Raw genomic sequence first — 19,399 nt, forward strand, 5'->3', positions numbered from 1 at the left:
AGGATAGTTGGCTGCAACTATTTCTATAAAACAATTAATTCCTTCGGTGATTTCGTGATAATTTCATTCCCATCTACGGTTATTAAAATATCATCCTCAATTCGCACACCGCCAAGATTTGGTATGTATATTCCTGGCTCAACAGTCAAAACCATGCCTGATTCTATAACGATTTCGCAATTCACATTTTTGAATGGTTCTTCATGGATATCCAATCCAATGCCATGCCCGGAGCCATGACCGTATTGTTTTCCATATCCTTTTTCGGTGATGAAATCCCTTGAAAATGCATCTGCTGTTTTGCCCGTTATGCCTGGTTTAATTCCATCCAGAGCTTTTGTTAGCGCTTCAAGAACAATGTTGTAAATTCCTTTTAAGTCCTCACTCGGTTCGCCAACTGCTACCGTTCTCGTAATGTCTGAACGATATCCTTTGTAATAGGCGCCATAGTCAAGTGTCACCATATCGCCTTTTTCAATCACTTTTGAACTTGCCACACCATGTGGAAAGGCACCGCGGTGTCCTGACGCAACGATCGTATCAAATGCTGACGAAGTTGCCCCAAGATTCCTCATATATGCTTCTAACTCATTGGAAACTTCTATTTCTGTGATTCCTGGCTTGATAAACTCGAGAATATGTGTGAAGGCAGCATCCGCTATTCCCGCCGCTTCTCTAATAATGCTTATCTCCTCTTCATCCTTAATCATCCGAAGCTTTTCAATCGCTCCTGTTAGAGGAACCAATTCTGCACGTAATTTTTTTTGGTATTCGGAATAGGAATAAAAGCTGACATGAGTTTGTTCGAAGCCAAGCTTCGATATATTTAGTTGCTCTGTTTGGCGAACTATTTCAGCAAGCAATTCCGCTTTCGTGCTTACTTGAATAATCGAAAAATCTTTAGCCTGCTCATTTGCTTGTTCTACATAGCGAAAATCTACTACTAGCAATGCTTCTTCCTTCGTAATTAATACTAATCCGGCCGATCCAGTGAACCCTGTCATGTATCTGCGGTTTTGATCATTCGTAATCAGCATTGCATCAATTCCAAAACTATCGAACATTTCTCTCAATTTTTCCAGTCTTTTCATTTGTATAGCCTCCAGTTGAATTGATTACATATAGGCAGCAATAAGTGAAAAAAAGAATAAGGCAGCACCAGAAATGATAATTGGGTTAATTGATAAACCTTTCAAACTATTTTTGGGGGCATTTTGTAATTCACCTGTTTGTTCAGACACATAGTTTTCAAGCTTAGAAGTTCGTCTGTATAATCGCCGGAAACTATAAAACATCCCATCAAACATACCGCCTTTTAGCACGATGAGCGTTCCACCAAGCATGAGCAGCAGAATGGAGATAAAAAACAGAAAATTAATAAAGCTAATCCATTTTCCATCATCCGAAAAAAATGAACCCGCGAATGAAATAATAAGCGCAATTAGAATCAATTGAATCGATCGTTTCATTGTTTTCCCTCCAGACTGCTTCCACATTTAGCCTAAATAACATCCATGTTTTGAATTTTGTATTCCTCATATTCCTGTTGAGTGCATGCCACCCAATGTCCATCCTTTACTTCCCTAAGAATGGGTTCCTCACCCTTCCCATCCCAAACGAAACTTTGATCAAATTTTAATCTCGTCCGGGTTTTCTCTGTTTCTGGATCAGGCAGCGGAATGGCTGATAGCAGTGATTTTGTGTATGGATGCAATGGATTATCGTAGAGTTCATCACTTTCAGCTAATTCCACCATTCTACCTTTGTACATGACGCCAATTCGATCACTAATATATTTCACCATAGAAAGATCATGGGCAATAAAAAGATAGGTAAGGCCTTTTTCCTTTTGCAGCTTTTTCATTAAGTTAACGACCTGCGCTTGAATCGAGACATCAAGAGCAGAGATCGGCTCATCAGCAATAATAAATTCAGGGTCAACCGCTAATGCCCTTGCAATACCAATTCTCTGACGCTGTCCACCGCTGAATTCATGTGGATACCGGTTAGCATGTTCGCGATTTAATCCGACAGTTTCTAGTAATTCGTATACTTTTTCTATTCTTTCCTTTTTGCTTAAAGCGAGCCCGTGAATATCCATGCCTTCAGCGATAATATCTGCAACAGTCTGTCTAGGATTCAATGATGAATATGGATCTTGGAAAATCATTTGGATTTTTCGCTTTAATATTTGTGCTTCGCTAAAAGTTTTTTTAGTTGAAATTTTTTCATTATTGTAGAGAATATCTCCATCTGTCGCATCATAAAGCCCGATAATGGTTCGTCCTGTTGTTGATTTTCCACATCCCGATTCCCCTACAAGTCCAAATGTTTCTCCTTTATAAATATCAAAATTAATTCCATCCACTGCCTTTACAATATTGGATCCGGATGTAAAATACTGCTTCAAATTTTTAATTTCAAGAAGCTTTTCTTTAGTCTCTCTCTTTTTAGCTAAACGTTCTTTTTGTTTTTCTTTCGGACTTTCTTGTCTATGCTTTTTTAGAACATCAGGAGGCATCATCTTTGGCGCCTTTTCATGAAGGAGCCATGTTGCCGCATAATGTGTATCTGATACTTTAAACATTGGCGGCTCTATTTGAAAATCAATATTCATCGCATATTTATTCCTATTCGCAAAGGCATCTCCAATCGGCGGATTTAATAAGTCAGGAGGTGATCCTGGAATTGTAATGAGCTCCTCTGCCTTTTCATTAAGATTTGGCATGGCCCCTAATAGCCCCCATGTATAGGGATGCTGGGGATTATAAAAAATTTCATCGACCGTTCCAATCTCAATAATTTTTCCGGCATACATCACTGCCACACGGTCCGCAATATTAGCGACTACCCCTAAATCATGAGTAATAAAAATAATGGATGTATCTAATTTTTTCTGTAAATCTTTTAACAGTTCGAGAATTTGCGCCTGGATTGTCACGTCAAGTGCCGTTGTCGGCTCATCGGCTATTAAAACTTTAGGATTACAAGAAATAGCCATCGCAATAACAACCCTTTGTCTCATCCCGCCGGAAAATTGGTGTGGATAGGAAGCTAACCTTTTTTCTGCATTAGGGATTCCTACCATATCCAAAAGCTCAATCGCCTTATCTTTTGCCTGTTGCTTTGTAAGCTTTTGATGTTTTATGATGCTTTCCATTATTTGTTTTCCAACCGTCATAGTCGGGTTAAGGGAAGTCATTGGGTCTTGAAAAATCATGGCGATTTCTGATCCGCGAATTTTCTGCATTTGCTTTTCAGAAAACTCAACTAAATTCTTGCCTTCAAACAGGATCTCTCCCCCTGTAATTTTTCCTGGAGGATTCGGAATCAATTTCATTAAGCTTTTTGACGTTACCGATTTTCCTGATCCTGACTCGCCAACGATGGCAAGTGTCTCACCTTTATTAAGATGGAAAGAAACTCCCCGAACCGCCTTTACTTCCCCCGCATACGTATTAAAGGATACTTGCAAATTTTTTACATCTAGTATTTTTTCCACGTTATCAACCTCCTATTTGCGCATTTTAGGGTCTAAGGCATCTCGAAGGCCATCTCCGATTAAATTAAAGCTGATCATAATTAAGCTGATAATAATAGAAGAGAATGCGAGCATATGCGGATAAATTCGCAATAGTTTATATCCGTCATTGATTAGTGTCCCTAATGAAGCGATCGGAGGCTGAAGCCCTAAACCGATAAAGCTTAAAAAAGCTTCTGTAAAAATAGCAGTTGGGATTGTGAACATCGTTGTGATGATGATGGGCCCCATAGTATTAGGGATTAAATGCTTCCAAATTAATCGATTATCCTTTGCTCCAAGTGTTCTTGATGCCAAAACATATTCTTGTTCCTTTAGCTTAAGTATTTGGCCGCGGACAATTCTGGCCATTCCCACCCAGCCTGTTATTACCATCGCAAGTGTGATCGATATGATCCCCGGCTGTAAAACGAGAATTAATAGAATAACAACAATTAAGCTCGGAATTCCTACTAAAACTTCAACAATTCTTTGCATGACATTATCAATTCGGCCGCCATAATAAGCGGAAATGCCCCCATATGCAACACCAATGATTAAATCAATCGTTGCTGCCAAAATGGCAATGTATAGGGATATCCGTGTTCCTTCCCAAACCCTTGTCCACAAATCCCTGCCTAAGTTGTCTGTACCAAACCAGAAATATTCCTTAACACCACTTGCTTCATAGCGATCGACCCCTTGAATGTCGGTTCCATTAAAGCCGAGCCAGGGAATATGTTCTAATCCAGGAGCTTTCGGCGGCAAATTCGCTCTCGTTAGATTTTGTTCATCATAGCCATGCTCGTTTGCAAATGGGCCAAGTATAGCTAAAGCTAGAATAATAGTAATTAATATGAGCCCTGTAAAAGCGGCTTTATTTTTTCGAAAGCGCCTCCAAACTTCTTGCCAATAAGTGATCGTTGGGCGTGAGATAGTCTCTGGACTTTTTTCTGAAGCTGCTGGCTGGAACATTTCATCTGTGACTATGATTTCTTTATTGTTTAACATCATTTTGTCCCCCCAGATAATCTGATCCTTGGATCAATCACTCCATATAAAATATCAACGAGTAGCACCACGCCAATAAATAATATGCTATAGAACAGGGTGACTCCCATAATAACAGGAAAATCATTCGTCATAATCGATTTAACAAATTGTTCACCGAGTCCGGGAACACTAAAAATCTTTTCGATAACCAATGTACCCGTTAAGAGGTTAACTGTAAGCGGACCTAATATCGTGATAATTGGAATCGCTGCATTTCTAAGCCCATGCTTTAAGACGATGGCAAATTGATTTAACCCTTTCGCTTTAGCGGTAATAATATAGTCCTGCCCTAATACTTCAAGCATTTCAGTTCTCATGAACCTTGCAATCGTTGCAATAACAAAAACTGATAATGCAATGGTTGGTAAAATGGAGTACTCAAAGCCTTCCCAAAAAGCTACTGGCAGCCATTGCAATCGAACGCCAACCCAATATTGCAAAAGGCCAGCAAACACAAAATTAGGAACTGACAATCCGATAACGGCTATTACCATCGCCATATAATCAATGGCTGTATTATGTTTTATTGCTGCAATAATTCCAAGTATCATTCCTATTAAACAGCCCACAAGCATAGATTGCGCTCCGAGGACGGCAGATGCACCAATTCGCTCTCCAATAATATTTGTTACCGCCCGGCCATCATATTGAAAGGAAACACCAAAATCTCCTTTAACAATATTTGTCATGTACTTTACATATTGAATTGGTACAGGCTCATCCAATCCATACCGCTCATATAATCTTTCTTTTTGTGACTCGGATAGTCTCTCATCATTAAACGGCGAGCCAGGCAAAGTTTGCATTAGAAAAAAAGTAAAGGTTGAAATAACAAAAAAAGTAATAATCATGTAGCCAATTCTTCCGAAAACGTATTTCCCCATTTCTTAACACCTCCATTTTTATGTAGAATCCCTGGCGAGTGATTTGGATTTACTATTAATATGCAATTTTTATACCAACTTCGACAAAATTAGGTAAAATTCCAAATATAATAACTGTACTTACTTTTTTGAATAATACTTTTATTTTGTTTGTATAATTTTTTTTACACAAGATTGTATAATTTTTTTTAATGGTGTAAAAATTTATTTTAATGAGAGTGTAAATCAAAATCATGGGGACAGTTCTCGTGATTCATTATGAAAATAAAAAGAACGGACAGCTTTTTCAAAAAAGCTGCCCGTTCTTTTTTAAACATTATTTTTAATTTACTGCTTAATATTAACAAAAACACTTTTCACTTCTGTATAATTTTGCAAGCCGTACTCTCCACCCATTTCACGGCCGACTCCTGATTGTTTGTATCCACCGAAAGGCATCGTTTCCCATTCAAGACCAAAGTCATTAATCCATACTGTACCTGATTGAAGCTTTCCTGCAATGTAGTGAGCTTTCTTGATATTCTCTGTCCAAACACTTGCAGCTAAGCCGTAATCACTGTCGTTCGCACGTTTAATGACTTCCTCAATTGTGTCGAAAACGAAAATTGACATAACTGGACCAAAGATTTCTTCACGGGCAATGACCATATCATCTTCTACATCAGCAAAGATGGTTGGCTGCACAAAATAGCCTTTATCAAATGCTTTTTCACCGCCTGCAACAAGGCGTGCCCCTTCTTTTTTCCCTTGCTCGATATAATTAAGAACAGTTTGCTGCTGTTTTGCTGAAACGAGTGGTCCCATATCAGTTTCAGGATCCATGCCAGGACCAACTTTCAGTGCGTTCGCTCGCTCTGCTAAAGCTTCTACGACATGATCATATTGACTTCGATGTACAAATACACGTGTGCAAGCACTACAGTTTTGTCCATGATTGTACATCGTTCCGTTAAATGCGCCTTCTATTGCTTCCTCGAGATTGGCATCCTCTAAAATAATGGCTGGTGATTTCCCGCCAAGTTCTAGTGTTACACCCTTTATTTGCTCAGCAGCTTTTTTCATCACTTCTTTTCCTACAGCTGTTGAACCAGTGAATGCGACTTTATCGACATCCTTATGCGTGATAATCGCTTCGCCAGCAATTCTGCCCGATCCTGGAACGATATTCACAACACCATCTGGAAAGCCTGCTTCTTTAAACAGCTTTCCTACATAAAGCAGGGATAATGGTGTTTCGCTTGCCGGCTTAATGACGACCGTACAGCCAACAGCAAGTGCTGATCCAAGCTTCCATGCTGCCATCGCAAGCGGGAAGTTCCAAGGAATAATTTGGCCCACAACACCAACTGGCTCATGAAGAGTATAGGTGACATAATCTTTCGAAATATTAGTTGTCTTCCCAAAAACCTTCGTTGCCCAGCCAGCGTAATATCGGAAGTGCTGGATGGTTCCGTCTACATCATCCGAAAGCGCGACTTTGTATGGTTTTCCATTATCCAATGATTCTAGCTGTGCAAGCTCTTCGCGGTTCTCTTCTAATAGATCCGCAAATTTATAGATGAGATGGGAGCGCTCGGCTGCATCCATTTTTGTCCATTCGCCTTCATCAAATGCCTTTCTTGCCGCAGCTACTGCAACAGCAACATCATCCTCTTGTGCTTCGCTTACTTCCGCAATGACTTCTTCGTTAGCTGGATTGACGACAGTAAATGTTTTACCACTGGCAGCTTGCACATATTCACCGTTGATATAAAGGCCTTTTACACCTTCTAAAAATTCCTGTACTTTCGGTTTCAACGTATAATTTGTCGCTTGCATGTTCTCTCTCCTCCAATAAACTTAGTTTTTGATAGTTTCTAAACTTGCAAGAAGTTCTTTTAGCTTTTGCTCTTCCTCTTGTGATAAGCCTAAACGCGGATAACGTGCAGGCCCGCCAGCCAATCCTTGCAGGTCCATAGCTCTCTTAACGATTTGTACATATTTGCCTGAGCCTTCTAAGAATGAGCAAAGCGGAAGAATACGATCATTAATTTCCCATGCTTTTTCAATTTCTCCATTTTGGAAATGGTTGTACATATCTGTTACAAGCTTAGGAACGATATTCCCAGCAACTGAAATCCAGCCTGTTGCGCCAACAAAATAAGATTCCATAACAAGCTCTTCTGCTCCGCAGAACACTTCGAAATCACCTTTTCCTTGTCTAGCAAGGTCTCTTACTTTGCCAATTTCTCCACTTGATTCTTTAATATGTGTAACGTTTTTGCATTCTCTTCCGATTTGCAGCATTAATTCCGTGCTCATATTCACACCAGAAGTGAATGGATTGTTATAAAGCATGATAGGAATATTAACAGCATCTGAGACTTCTTTGAAATGGTAGTAGATTTCATTTTCCTTTGGCTTCATATAATATGGATTAATAATTAAGGCACCGGCAGCACCATGTGCTTCTGCCTGCTTCGTATATTCGATCGTTTCTTTTGTTGTTTCTGCTGCAGTTCCTACGATAACCGGGATACGCCCGTTAACCTCTTTTAATACTGTTTCTACCATTTGAAACTTCTCTTCTTTTGACAAGCTTACAAATTCTCCAGTACTTCCGTTAATAACAAGACCTGAAACACCTTGGTCAACGAAGTAGTTCACATTATTTTTTACTCCGCCCCAGTCAATTTCCTGTGCCTCTGTCATTGGTGTAATTAATACTGGGTAAGCTCCTCTAATTGTTGTCATGTTTAATTTCCTCCTTTAAATGTTTAAATGTGTATGCTCAAACCTAAAAAGTGCGGTAAAATAGCACTTTTTGAGTGAGTCTGAATAATTTCAAAAGCTAAATTTAGGTTTGTCAGCCAAATTGAGGTGGTTATCAGCTAATTTCGGCTATTTGTCAGCCAAATCGGCCGTTTATCAGCCAATCTACCAAACAACACCTTTTTATAAGAATGCTATTTTAATAAAAATCCTGCTGCTAACGGATCGGTTGGATCTAGCAGATATGTTTGCATACCTGTAATGAAACCGCGGCTTGTAAATGTAAACGTAACACCGCTATCTCTTTGATTTGCTAATTGGGCAGTTAGTAAGCTATTAAAAATACTTTCATTTTCGAGCGGCTGTTCCTTAGAAATTCCTCCACTAGAAAGGAGGCTTGCATAACAGGCTGCAGTTGTCCCAAAGCCAGGTGAACGTACGATGAAATTATCTCTCCGGAAGGTAACGGTCTTTATTCTTCCTGTATCTATTGCAGAGTCATCCAATAAAACGATCCTCTGAATGGATTCGTTGGACGCAAGTGCTTCATTCACAGCCTGCCCCCAGCTTTGCACATCGGCTAGATCATCCATATGAAGCTGGAACGGGACATCCTTTTTATTAAAAATGGCATATAAATGGTCTGCCTGTATAAGGGCATAATGTGCTTGTAGCTCGTTATGGTTCAACGGAACATTCGATTGAACAACAGAACTAGGTTTCGTTTCTAACTTAACGGAAACAACTTCATCATCCTTCATAACTGCGTTAAGCCTAATGGGACCGCTTATGGTTTCTAATGTGTACTCATTTGATTCTTTTCGTGATAAATGACCGCATTCTAATAAAGCAGTAATCACTGCCACTGCACCAGCCTTGTGCAATGGCACTGTTTGTTCATGATTAAAAAAGACAACTGCAGCATCCGCTTCCCTGTTAAATGGCGGAAGCACAAGACAGCCGTTTAAGCCAGCAAATCCACGGGGCTCATTTAATAAAAGCTTGATTTCATCGGCATATGCATGAAAAAACTGTTCATCTAATTGCGCCAAACTTTGATAATGAATAAATGGCACATCTTTGATAATGCGAAAAGCTTCACCGGCTACGTGAACATCTGTTGCTGTATAAGACTTTTCAATTTTCATTTCACGTCCTCCATTTCATGTTCCTCCATTGGGGGAATGAGGAGAAATCCTTCTTTAAGCGGATCATCTTCGTTATAAAAGAATTTATGCATGCCCATTAACCAAGCTGATCCAGCAATCCTCGTCACTACAGCGGATACTCCATTGACATCTGTTGTCTCTAGAACACACCCACGGAACAATGAACCAACAATACTTTCATGCACAAATTCCTCATCAATGCCAATTTCTTGTTTTGAATAAAGCACGGCAAGTTTGGCTGATGTGCCAGTTCCACATGGAGAGCGGTCAATTCCTCCTGGAGGAACAATCACCGTATTTTTCACATCTGCTTCTGCATGGGTTGGTTCAGTGAAAAACTCAACATGGGTTAATCCTCTAATGAATGGATGTTCTGGATGAACGATTTCAGTTTCTTCGTTAATCGTATTTCTAATTTTGATTGCTTTTTCAATAATTTTCGATGCATTTTCTGGTACTAATTCTAATCCAACCGATTTTGCATCGATAAGGGCATAGAAGTTGCCCCCGTAGGCTATATCTGCTTCCACTTGGCCGATGCCCTCGACATCAACGGTAACAGTTTTTAATAGAAAAGCAGGAATATTGCAGAAAGAAACCTCTTTTGCTTTGCCGTCCTCAACCATAATTTCGACTTCTACTAGCCCCGCAGGTGTATCCAAATTAATGGAGGTAACCGGCTCTTTAACGGGAATTAATCCCGACTCAACTAGTGCTGTACACACACCAATTGTGTCATGCCCGCACATTGGCAAGTAACCGCCTGTTTCTATATAGATCACACCAATATCAGCATCAGGATGACATGGATCTGTCAGCAATGCTCCAGACATGACATCATGGCCCCTTGGTTCATTCATTAATAATTTGCGAATCCAATCATACTCTCTTTTCATGTGGAGCATTTTTTCAGACATCGTTTCTCCCTTGAGTTCTGGAAGACCGCTAATCAATGTCCTTGTTGGATTCCCACCTGTATGTGTATCGATCGTTGTAAAGACTCTATTTGCCTTCAAATGGTCAACACCCTTTCTATCAAATCTGCCTTGGCAGATTTGCGCCAAGATTTTATCGGGCATCGCCCGATCATTTCCATTAAAAAATCTGAGGCATCCGCCGGGGCTTAACTTTATTCAGCAAGGGTATAAACCCCTGTTGAAATATTTATCTATTTTGCATTTATCTCTAACTTAAAGAACAGGAGAAGAATGCTGAATAGAGTTAAACCTGTGATAACTTAGCGGTTCAACAGGGATACATGTTTCCTTATTATTAATTAGCTCTTCAATGACTTTTCCTGTAACAGCTGAAAGGCTAATTCCATCTCCCTCATGACCAGCAGCTATGTAATAGTTTGGAATATGCTCCACTTTAGAAACGATTGGCAAATGGTCCTCTGTCCATGGACGCAAGCCTGCATAGGAACGGATAACCATCATATCCGCCATTTTCGGATAAAAGCGGATCGCACGATTGGCAATGCATTTAAGAATTTCATTATTTACTTTTAAATTGAATCCGGCGAACTCCCTGCTGCTGCCAATAAGGAAGTTTTGGCTCTCTGTTGGTTCAAAGACAAGTGCCACCCCATATTTTTCTGTTAAAGGGTCAACCCGGCGCTGTCCGCCAAATTTAGAAATTAAGTAACCAAACTCCATGACCTTTCGGGAACCTACGTGCTCCTGCCTTGATGCCACAATAATATGCCCTTTTCTCGGCTCAATCGGAATACGAAGATCAAGCATTTCTCCCAACTTTGGAGCCCATATCCCAGCTGCATTGACAACATGATTAGCGGTAAAAGTGCCATTTGTTGTTTCCACAGTGAAAGTTCCGTTTGCTTCTTTTTTCATTGATTTCACTTCTGTTTGCTTATAGGCTTTGGCCCCTAATTTCTTTGCTGCGTCTAGCAGAGAAAAAGCGAGCATATAAGGGTTAACTGTGGAATCAGTAGCACATTCTAAACCTCCTAATAAATCATCTGCAAAAAACTTGGAGTCCTGGCGAATATCCTGGCGGTCAAGCATACGGAATGGCAGACCAGCCTCTTTTTGGCTGTTAACCCATTTCTGTGCCGCCTCCATTTCCTCCTCAGACTCGCAAACAAGAATGCTACCTGGTGCACGGTATTCAAATTTATGCTCTAATTCTCTGCTTAACTCATCAACTAACTTCTGGCTGACTAAAGACATTTGACTGTCAAAACCTGGATCTTTATCAATGGCAAGGATGTTCCCGTCACATCTTGATGAAGTTCCACTGACGAATTCTCCTTTTTCAAGAATCGTTACGTCTTTTCCAGATTTAGAAGTATAATAGGCAATGGAGCAGCCAATAATTCCGCCGCCAATTACCAACACATCAGAATGTTTCACATACCCAATCTCCCTTCGCTTAGTTGCCTTTCCTTTTCTAATGCAAGTAACGTGCCAAAAAGCCGTTTTTAACAAAATCGACAATCTCTGCTCATTTTTATAAAATTCAGTATCAACATATTTAGAATTTCAAAAAAATTTGATAAAGTAATGTATAATATCTTTTACAGTGTTTATATTTTTTTACACGTTTGGAGGGGAAGTTGTGTTTTCAATACCGCCGATAAAAAAAATGATCGAAAATAATTTAATTAAATTAATAGTTGGCGAAAATATTATTGAAAGAGCTGGTGAGTATTTTGTTGATGAAGCCCGCAGTACGGCAGTCAGTATCAATGATTCATTTGAAGCTTTATTACCAGCCGATTCTCAAGTATCAACAGTTGTTGTTCTAGATTCAGATAAACAGCCAATTGGCTATATAACTGCAGCCGAAATTATTTATTTCCTCAATAATTCTTATAATCAACTAAAAGCTTTCTATGAAACTGTTACGAGAACAATGGATGCCTCTGTCACGGTAATAGATGATCAAGAGCGTGTATGTACATGGACTGAAGGTGCCGAAAAAATCTTTTCTGTGAAAGAAAGGGAAATTTTAGGACAGCCCATTACTAATTTCTTCGAGCATAAGGATCTTGAAATTCTGCAGTCGTTACATAGGGGAAAAAGAATTTCCAGACAGCATCATCAGCCCCGATCGGATTTATTCGTCCTGATTAATTCAAATCCAGTATATTTCAATGATCAAATCATTGGCGCAGTTGTGTCGGAGACAGATGTAACAAATCAGGTCGTACTTAACGAAAAACTATTCAATATGTCAACAGAAGTTCATCGTTTGGAACAGGAGGTTGCGAAATATAAACATTCCGTTGACCCGTTTAGCTTAATTAAAGGGAACAGCACTGCGCTTAAGCGAACAGTCCAAATGGCAAAAAAGGTGTGCTCCGTTAAATCAACTGTTTTGATACTGGGAGAAAGCGGTGTCGGCAAAGAAGTGTTTGCTAAAGCCATTCATGAAGTGAGCGAAGGAGCGGATTCACCATTTATTTCGATAAACTGTGGCGCTATTCCTGCTTCATTATTTGAAAGTGAATTTTTTGGATATGAACGCGGAGCTTTCTCTGGCGCTGATCAAAAAGGAAAGAAAGGCAAAATTGAATTAGCAAAAGGCGGCACACTGTTCCTGGATGAAATTGGCGAATTGCCGCTTGAAATGCAGGTTAAACTGCTTCGAGTCCTGCAGGAGAGGAAATTTTACCGAGTTGGCGGGGAAAAAGAAATTGAAACGGATTTTCGTGTAATTGCAGCTACAAATAGAAATTTAATAGAATTAATGAACGAAGGGCAATTTCGCGAAGATTTGTATTACCGGTTAAATGTCGTTAGTTTGCAGATCCCCCCTTTAAGAGAAAGACGGGAAGATATTATTGAACTCACTCATTATTTTTTAAACGATTTTTCGGTTCTATATCAGAGACCGATTCATCAGTTCTCACAAGAGGTTTTGCAGGAAATGCTGCGCTATGATTGGCCAGGGAATATTCGTGAGCTTCGGAATGTTGTTGAACGTCTCGTTGTCTTTGCAACAGATGGATCAATTAAAAAGGAATATTTGCCTTTTCACTCTCATCCAATTGATAACCATATAGATACAATGACTGAACAAAGGGATTCCTTTGAAATGGACAATACTATCCTGCCTCTGCAAGAAGAAATGGATCAGCATGAGAAAAGAGTGCTAGAAAAAGCACTTCAAATTGCGAATGGAAATAAACTTGAATGTGCCAAAAGGCTCGGTATTACAAGAGCTACCTTATATAATAGACTAAAGCGTCTCGGCCTTAGTTAATGCCCTCCCTCTAAATTTGGTACGATTTTTGCATAGTATTTTTCATAGTTTGAAAATAGAGGAGGTTTCCAAATGAACAACAAAGAGGCCATTGTAATCTGCCGCTGTGAAGAAGTTACCTATGGCGATCTGCGTTCCACGGCAGAGGAACATCAATGCACAGCTAGGGAATTAAAATTGCGAACAAGAGCAGGTATGGGTTTCTGCGGCGGTCGCACATGCAGAATTCCTTTAGATAGAATCATTGAGGATGTCATTCCTAATATTTCTCAAGGTGACATTCCATTAAAATACCAGCCGCCGATTCGCCCGGTAACATTTGGAACAGTAGGTGAAAACAATGACTAGAATCATAGATCACCCTATTTTAGGGAAATTAGAAGATAGAAAAGCCATCCCCTTTACATTTGATGGGAAAACGATTGAAGCATTTGAAAATGAAACGATAGCCGCTGCGCTATTAGCAAATGGTATTCGCAAACTGCGGGTTCATGAGGATTGTGGGACACCTCGGGGATTTTACTGTAATATTGGCCACTGCATGGAATGTCGAGTCACAGTTAATGATCAAGCAAACGTAAGAGCTTGTCTAACTGTTGTCGAAAAAGACATGGTCGTTGAAAGCGGAAAACATCTCCCTAATATTGTTAGAAAGATGGTGGAGCAGCAATGATTGATGTCATTATTATTGGAGCAGGGCCAGCTGGATTAGCTGGAGCCATTGCAAGTGCTTCTTCAGGGCTGAAGGTAACCGTCATTGATGAATTTGTAAAACCCGGAGGCAGATTACTCGGCCAGCTTCACCAAGAACCGTCTGGCGAATGGTGGAACGGCATAAAGGAATCAGAGAGACTTCATCAAGAAGCGAAAAAATTAGCAGTCGACATTCGATGCGGAGTATCTGTCTACAACTTGGAAAAGAACGATGAATTATGGAATGTACATACGAGCATTGGTACTTTGACAGCTCCTCATGTACTAGTAGCGACTGGGGCTGCAGAGTACCCAATTCCTCTTCCAGGCTGGACTCTTCCTGGCGTTATGTCCATTGGCGCAGCTCAAGTCATGACAAACGTTCATCGTGTCCAAGTAGGTAAGAAAGGGATCATTATTGGAGCTAATATTTTGGCCTTTGCCATTTTAAATGAATTACAATTAGCCGGTATTCATGTAGATCGAATTATACTTCCAGAAAAAGGCCCATTGAGCGGGAAAGCAGGCGAACCAGCTGAGGTTATGAAATCACTGCTAAATGCTGCACATCTTGCTCCATCTCCTCTTCTGCGAATGGGAAGCCGTTTCATGAAAAATGATTGGTTCCGTAAAATGGGGATGAAATTTTTCCCTAAAAATGGGGTAAAAGTAAATGGGACACCTCTGCTACTTAAAAAAGCTGCTTTAGAAATTATCGGAACCGAACAAGTAGAAGGGGTTCGAGTAGCTGATACTGATGAGTATGGAAACATCATTCCTGGCACGGAAACTATATATGATGCCGATTTCGTCTGTATTGCAGGCGGTTTATATCCACTTGCAGAGCTTACTGCTGTTGCCGGCTGCCCATTCCAATACATTCCTGAGCTTGGAGGCCATGTTCCCCATCATTCAGAAACGATGGAAACCCCGCTTGAAGGTCTTTATGTTGCTGGAAATATTACTGGAATTGAAAGTGGAAAAATCGCCATGGCCCAAGGCACAATCGCTGGTTTTTCAATTGCTAAACATGCTGGTAAAGGCGGTTCAGCCATTGAAGAAAAACTGGACCAAGCCGTGCAAAATGTCCATATAGTCCGCGAACAAGCAGCTATTCAATTCAACCCGGAAATTAATAAAGGCAGAAGAAAAATGTATGACCTGTGGGAAAGACTTTATGCAAACAAAGTTAATGAAAGTTCAAATATAAAGATTAGCTGATCAAAAAAAGGGGGATAGTGTGCATACTATCCCCTAAATATATTATTTCACCTTTTTTATTCGTATGAAATCATTCCAAAGATAGTTAACTATTTTATATAGGAAATTACTTATCGAATTCTTTTTTTAAAACAACCAATATCACTTTTACAAGAAAAATTTTGTTAAATTTCATTGTAAAAATATTTTTACACATTCCTCTAATGGATGTCTGAATTATTTGACAATAGGGTATAAAAAATTAAAATATTATAACCAATTTCCTATAAACTGTCTATAATCTTTGACAAATGCAATGGCATAAATCGAAAAACACGTAATAAGAAAGTCACACTTTATCAAAATTTATACTAGTAATTATTTTCCGAATATTATACACTTTCAGACATACACTAGTTTTTCTATCATTCACAATTCCTCACACACATCATCGCAATAGTGAAGAAAGGGCTAAATCAATAACATCTTAGCACTCCTCACACCAAAGAACAGAAAGCTTTCCCTTTCCTTTGAAGCAAGGAAACTATTTTTAAAGGAGGTGAAAGTCCGTTCCAATCCTTTATTTTTTAAATCATCCAGAATAAAACTAGCCGGAAAGTACAGTAAGTGTAAAAACTATTAAAAAGGGGTGTTTCATTTGAAAAAGTATTCCATTATAGCAATTGGTATGCTGCTCATTCTTTCTCTTTTCTTAAGCGCCTGTTCTAGTGAAGGCAGCTCAGGAGGAAACAGCAGTTCTGAGGAGATTTTAGTCGGTGTTCTTTTACCAGTTACAGGAAATAACGCTACTGACGGAAAAGATATGTTAAACGCTATGGAAATGGCGGCAGAGAAAATAAATAATGATGGCGGAGTTAACGGGAAAAAATTAAAGCTTGAAGTGGCTGACGATGCCTGTGATCCTCAAATGGCCACAACAGCTGCTAATAAGCTTGTTTCTATGAAAGTAACTGCAGTTGTTGGAGGCTATTGTTCTGGATCTACATTGCCAGCATCAGGTGTATTCAATAACGCCAAAATCCCTATGATTGTTGCGGCAGCTAATTCATCAGAATTACCAGCACAGGGCTATGAGGGCCTATTTCTAATTAATGGTTTAGTTCCTGATCAGGCTAAAACAGGGGCTGACTATTTCAAGGACAAAGGCGCTAATAACATTGTCATTATACATGATAACTCAGCTTATGCAAAAAACTTAGCTGATTTTGCTCAGAAATCTGTTGAAGAAAATGGCGGTAAGGTTATTGGCTTTGAAGCCATTAATCCGGAAGAAAAGGATTTTGGCTCACTTATGACAAAGCTAAAATCACTGAATCCTGATGGAACATTCTTTACTGGTTATTATGCAGCAGGCGGACTTATGCTGAAGCAATTTAAGGAAAAGGACGTTCCCGGATTTTTCATGGTTGGAGACGGTAGCTATTCACCAGATATTATCGATATCGCCGGAGCTAATAATGCAGACGGCTTATTAGTAACAGCTACTCCTACAGCAAACTTTATTCCTGGAGCCGATGAATTTGTTAAAGAATATAAGAGTAAGTACAACGACTTATCACCTGGTCCATTCTCAGCTTTATCTTATAACGGGATGAATCTATTAGCTGATGCATTAAAAAGAGCCAACTCAACAAATAGCGAAGACGTGAGAAATGCATTAAAGGAAACGAAAGGCTTCGAAGGCATCGGCCAAGTGATTGAGTTCAATGACCAAAACTCTCTAAATCAATCGAACTACCATGTGATGAAAGTGGTAGATGGAGATTTTACTTTAGAAAAATAATTAAAAATCACTGGAACGTTTAAACCTAAGTTTAGCGTTTTACATTCCTCTTACATGCATAGGGCTGTCTTATACATAACAGGGGCCGACATTCAATTGACTATCCTTAAGTGATATACATTGAACAGTCGCCCCTTGTGGGACAGCACCAAATTCACTTCAGGCATCCGCCAAATTTACGCACAGAGGAGAGTCGGAATAACAATGGATATATTCTTACAAATATTAATTGATGGATTGGTAATAGGTGCCTTTTATAGCTTAGTTGCTTTAGGGTATACGATGGTATATGGAATTATTAAGCTGCTAAACTTTGCCCATGGTGATCTTTATATGATAGGCGCATTTATCGGGTTTACCCTCCTCTCTTTATTTACGGGTGATGGCGGGTTTAATACTGGAATATTAGGTATTGGCATTGTTTTCATTGCTACGATGGTAATTGTTGGACTGCTAGGGATGGGTGTTGAGAGAATTGCCTATCGGCCGCTATTGCTTGCCCCTAGACTATCAATCTTAATTACGGCAATTGGTGTGTCCTTATCACTGGAATATACATCAATGATCGGATGGGGTGCTTCTTACAAGGTATATCCTATTAAACTGCCAAATGATGGACTTCAGTTTTTAGGAGCTCAGATCTCATTTGCTCAGATAGGTATGATTGTCCTTTCTGCACTATTGATGCTTGGTCTACGCTTATTTATTGATAAAACCATTTACGGTAAGGCGATGCGCGCAATTGCTTTAGATCAAACAGCCTGCAGCTTAATGGGCGTTAACGTACACCGAATTATTGCCCTTACATTTTTTATTGGTGCATTCTTGGCTGCCGGAGCCGGAATCATGTCAGGCGTCTACTACGGAACGATTAACTTTATGATGGGATTTATCATTGGCCTTAAAGCCTTTACAGCAGCAGTTCTAGGTGGAATTGGAAATATTACTGGTGCTATGCTTGGAGGTCTAGTTCTTGGGATTATCGAAGCTTTCGGCACCTTTTACCTTGGCGGATCATGGAAAGATGTTCTTGCATTTGGAATACTCATCCTGTTCTTAGTATTTAAGCCTACTGGCATACTTGGAGCAAAAGAAATGGAGAGGATGTAGTGATGAAAAAGTACAGAAAACAGTCTATATTGCTGCTCATCATTGTCCTATTCATTCTTCCTTTTTTCTTGAATAGTTATTGGTTAGATGTCTTAACCCTTGTACTTTTTTATGTTGTACTGACGCAAGGATTGAATATCGTAGTCGGATACACTGGCCTCCTTGACTTAGGCTATGCGGCATTTTTTGCGGTGGGAGCCTATACTACTGCCATACTGATGACCACTTATCATTGGCCTTTCTGGCTAACGCTTCCTGTCGCCTTTATATGTGCAGTTATCTCGGGAGTCATTATTGGAACTCCTACTCTTCGATTAAGAAGTGATTATTTAGCCATTGTAACCCTTGGATTCGGTGAAATTGTAAAAATATTAGCTACCAATTTAGAAATTACTGGGTCTGCGTCAGGGATTTATGGTATTCCTAGACCATCCATTGGCAGCTATATTTTATCATCACAAAAGGACTTTTATTATTTAATATTAGTTGTCGCCATCCTTTCCATCATTGCCGTTTACAGATTAGGGCGTTCAAGAATCGGAAGGGCATGGATATATATTCGTGAGGATGAGGATGCTGCAGAAGCTATGGGTATTAATCGAATTCGCTTGAAATTGCTTTCGTATGCTTCTGGAGCCGTTATCGGCAGCTTCGCCGGTTCAATTTTTGCTGTAAAAATGAGTGCAATCGCCCCTTTAAGCTTTAGCTTTCTACAATCAGTTATGATTCTTCTTGCCGTTGTATTAGGAGGACTTGGAAGTATTCCAGGTGTTGTGATTGGTGCTGTATTAGTCATCGTTCTTCCTGAGCTTCTGCGCGGTGCAGATGATTGGCGCTATTTAATATTCGGGGTTTCCTTAGTTGCTATGATGATCTTCCGTCCGCAAGGAATATGGCCATCTAAAAACGGAACCGAGGATGTGGCCGATTTAGATGAGGATGAAAAAACGAATGACCCAAAACATACCATATCTATTTAGTTTTA

At 39.7% G+C, this 19,399-nt stretch carries 17 protein-coding genes; 7 read left to right on the top strand and 10 right to left on the bottom strand.

All coding sequences use genetic code 11. The annotated features are described in order from the left end of the window. Positions 1-23: 23 nt before the first annotated feature. The 10 genes from RRV45_RS17760 to RRV45_RS17805 form a co-directional block, all read right to left on the bottom strand. On the bottom strand, positions 24-1,091 hold the full coding sequence (locus RRV45_RS17760) for a M24 family metallopeptidase (RefSeq protein ID WP_315665989.1): 1,068 nt from the start codon (positions 1,089-1,091) through the stop codon (positions 24-26). 24 nt (positions 1,092-1,115) lie between these two features. Then, the gene (locus RRV45_RS17765) at positions 1,116-1,469 is read right to left on the bottom strand and encodes a DUF3899 domain-containing protein (RefSeq protein WP_315665990.1); all 354 of its coding nucleotides are present in this window, start codon (positions 1,467-1,469) and stop codon (positions 1,116-1,118) included. A 32-nt stretch (positions 1,470-1,501) separates the two neighbouring features. Further along, entirely contained in the window at positions 1,502-3,502 is a 2,001-nt protein-coding gene (locus RRV45_RS17770) for an ABC transporter ATP-binding protein (protein WP_315665991.1), read from the bottom strand. A gap of 12 nt (positions 3,503-3,514) precedes the next feature. Then, positions 3,515-4,531 carry an oligopeptide ABC transporter permease gene (gene opp3C, locus RRV45_RS17775; RefSeq protein WP_315669077.1) on the bottom strand — a complete coding sequence of 339 codons (1,017 nt, stop codon included), beginning with the start codon at positions 4,529-4,531 and terminating at the stop codon, positions 3,515-3,517. Then, positions 4,531-5,457, bottom strand: coding sequence for an oligopeptide ABC transporter permease (opp3b, locus tag RRV45_RS17780; RefSeq protein WP_315665992.1), 927 nt, complete (start codon positions 5,455-5,457; stop codon positions 4,531-4,533). Before opp3b ends, opp3C begins: the two co-directional genes overlap by 1 nt. Positions 5,458-5,784: 327 nt before the next feature. Next, the gene (locus RRV45_RS17785) at positions 5,785-7,275 is read right to left on the bottom strand and encodes an aldehyde dehydrogenase family protein (protein WP_315665993.1); all 1,491 of its coding nucleotides are present in this window, start codon (positions 7,273-7,275) and stop codon (positions 5,785-5,787) included. 21 nt (positions 7,276-7,296) lie between these two features. Then, positions 7,297-8,190: a 4-hydroxy-tetrahydrodipicolinate synthase gene (gene dapA, locus RRV45_RS17790; RefSeq protein WP_315665994.1), complete on the bottom strand. Its 894-nt coding sequence runs from the start codon at positions 8,188-8,190 to the stop codon at positions 7,297-7,299. 212 nt (positions 8,191-8,402) lie between these two features. Continuing rightward, a complete protein-coding gene (locus RRV45_RS17795) occupies positions 8,403-9,356 on the bottom strand; it encodes a proline racemase family protein (protein WP_315665995.1) in 954 nt (317 codons plus the stop codon). Beyond that, on the bottom strand, positions 9,353-10,393 hold the full coding sequence (locus RRV45_RS17800; protein ID WP_315665996.1) for a proline racemase family protein: 1,041 nt from the start codon (positions 10,391-10,393) through the stop codon (positions 9,353-9,355). Before RRV45_RS17800 ends, RRV45_RS17795 begins: the two co-directional genes overlap by 4 nt. Before the next feature lie 174 nt (positions 10,394-10,567). Then, positions 10,568-11,752: an NAD(P)/FAD-dependent oxidoreductase gene (locus tag RRV45_RS17805; protein ID WP_315665997.1), complete on the bottom strand. Its 1,185-nt coding sequence runs from the start codon at positions 11,750-11,752 to the stop codon at positions 10,568-10,570. 232 nt (positions 11,753-11,984) lie between these two features. Here RRV45_RS17805 and RRV45_RS17810 point away from each other — a divergent pair, with 232 nt between their 5' ends. The 7 genes from RRV45_RS17810 to RRV45_RS17840 all read left to right on the top strand — a co-directional run bounded on the left by RRV45_RS17810 (position 11,985) and on the right by RRV45_RS17840 (position 19,394). Further along, positions 11,985-13,607, top strand: a complete 1,623-nt coding sequence (locus RRV45_RS17810; protein ID WP_315669078.1) for a sigma-54 interaction domain-containing protein — start codon at positions 11,985-11,987, stop codon at positions 13,605-13,607. A gap of 72 nt (positions 13,608-13,679) precedes the next feature. Next, positions 13,680-13,955 carry a (2Fe-2S)-binding protein gene (locus RRV45_RS17815; protein WP_066291766.1) on the top strand — a complete coding sequence of 92 codons (276 nt, stop codon included), beginning with the start codon at positions 13,680-13,682 and terminating at the stop codon, positions 13,953-13,955. Then, complete coding sequence (locus RRV45_RS17820) at positions 13,948-14,280, top strand: (2Fe-2S)-binding protein (RefSeq protein ID WP_315665998.1); 333 nt, start codon at positions 13,948-13,950, stop codon at positions 14,278-14,280. Before RRV45_RS17815 ends, RRV45_RS17820 begins: the two co-directional genes overlap by 8 nt. Continuing rightward, complete coding sequence (locus RRV45_RS17825) at positions 14,277-15,521, top strand: NAD(P)/FAD-dependent oxidoreductase (RefSeq protein ID WP_315665999.1); 1,245 nt, start codon at positions 14,277-14,279, stop codon at positions 15,519-15,521. The genes RRV45_RS17820 and RRV45_RS17825 overlap by 4 nt, the downstream gene beginning before the upstream one ends. Positions 15,522-16,149: 628 nt before the next feature. Continuing rightward, positions 16,150-17,304, top strand: a complete 1,155-nt coding sequence (locus tag RRV45_RS17830; protein ID WP_315666000.1) for a branched-chain amino acid ABC transporter substrate-binding protein — start codon at positions 16,150-16,152, stop codon at positions 17,302-17,304. A gap of 204 nt (positions 17,305-17,508) precedes the next feature. After that, on the top strand, positions 17,509-18,414 hold the full coding sequence (locus RRV45_RS17835; protein WP_315666001.1) for a branched-chain amino acid ABC transporter permease: 906 nt from the start codon (positions 17,509-17,511) through the stop codon (positions 18,412-18,414). 2 nt (positions 18,415-18,416) lie between these two features. Continuing rightward, the gene (locus RRV45_RS17840; RefSeq protein WP_315666002.1) at positions 18,417-19,394 is read left to right on the top strand and encodes a branched-chain amino acid ABC transporter permease; all 978 of its coding nucleotides are present in this window, start codon (positions 18,417-18,419) and stop codon (positions 19,392-19,394) included. Positions 19,395-19,399 lie beyond the last annotated feature (5 nt).

This window comes from Bacillus sp. DTU_2020_1000418_1_SI_GHA_SEK_038 (genome assembly GCF_032341175.1).
GTDB lineage: Bacteria > Bacillota > Bacilli > Bacillales > Cytobacillaceae > Cytobacillus.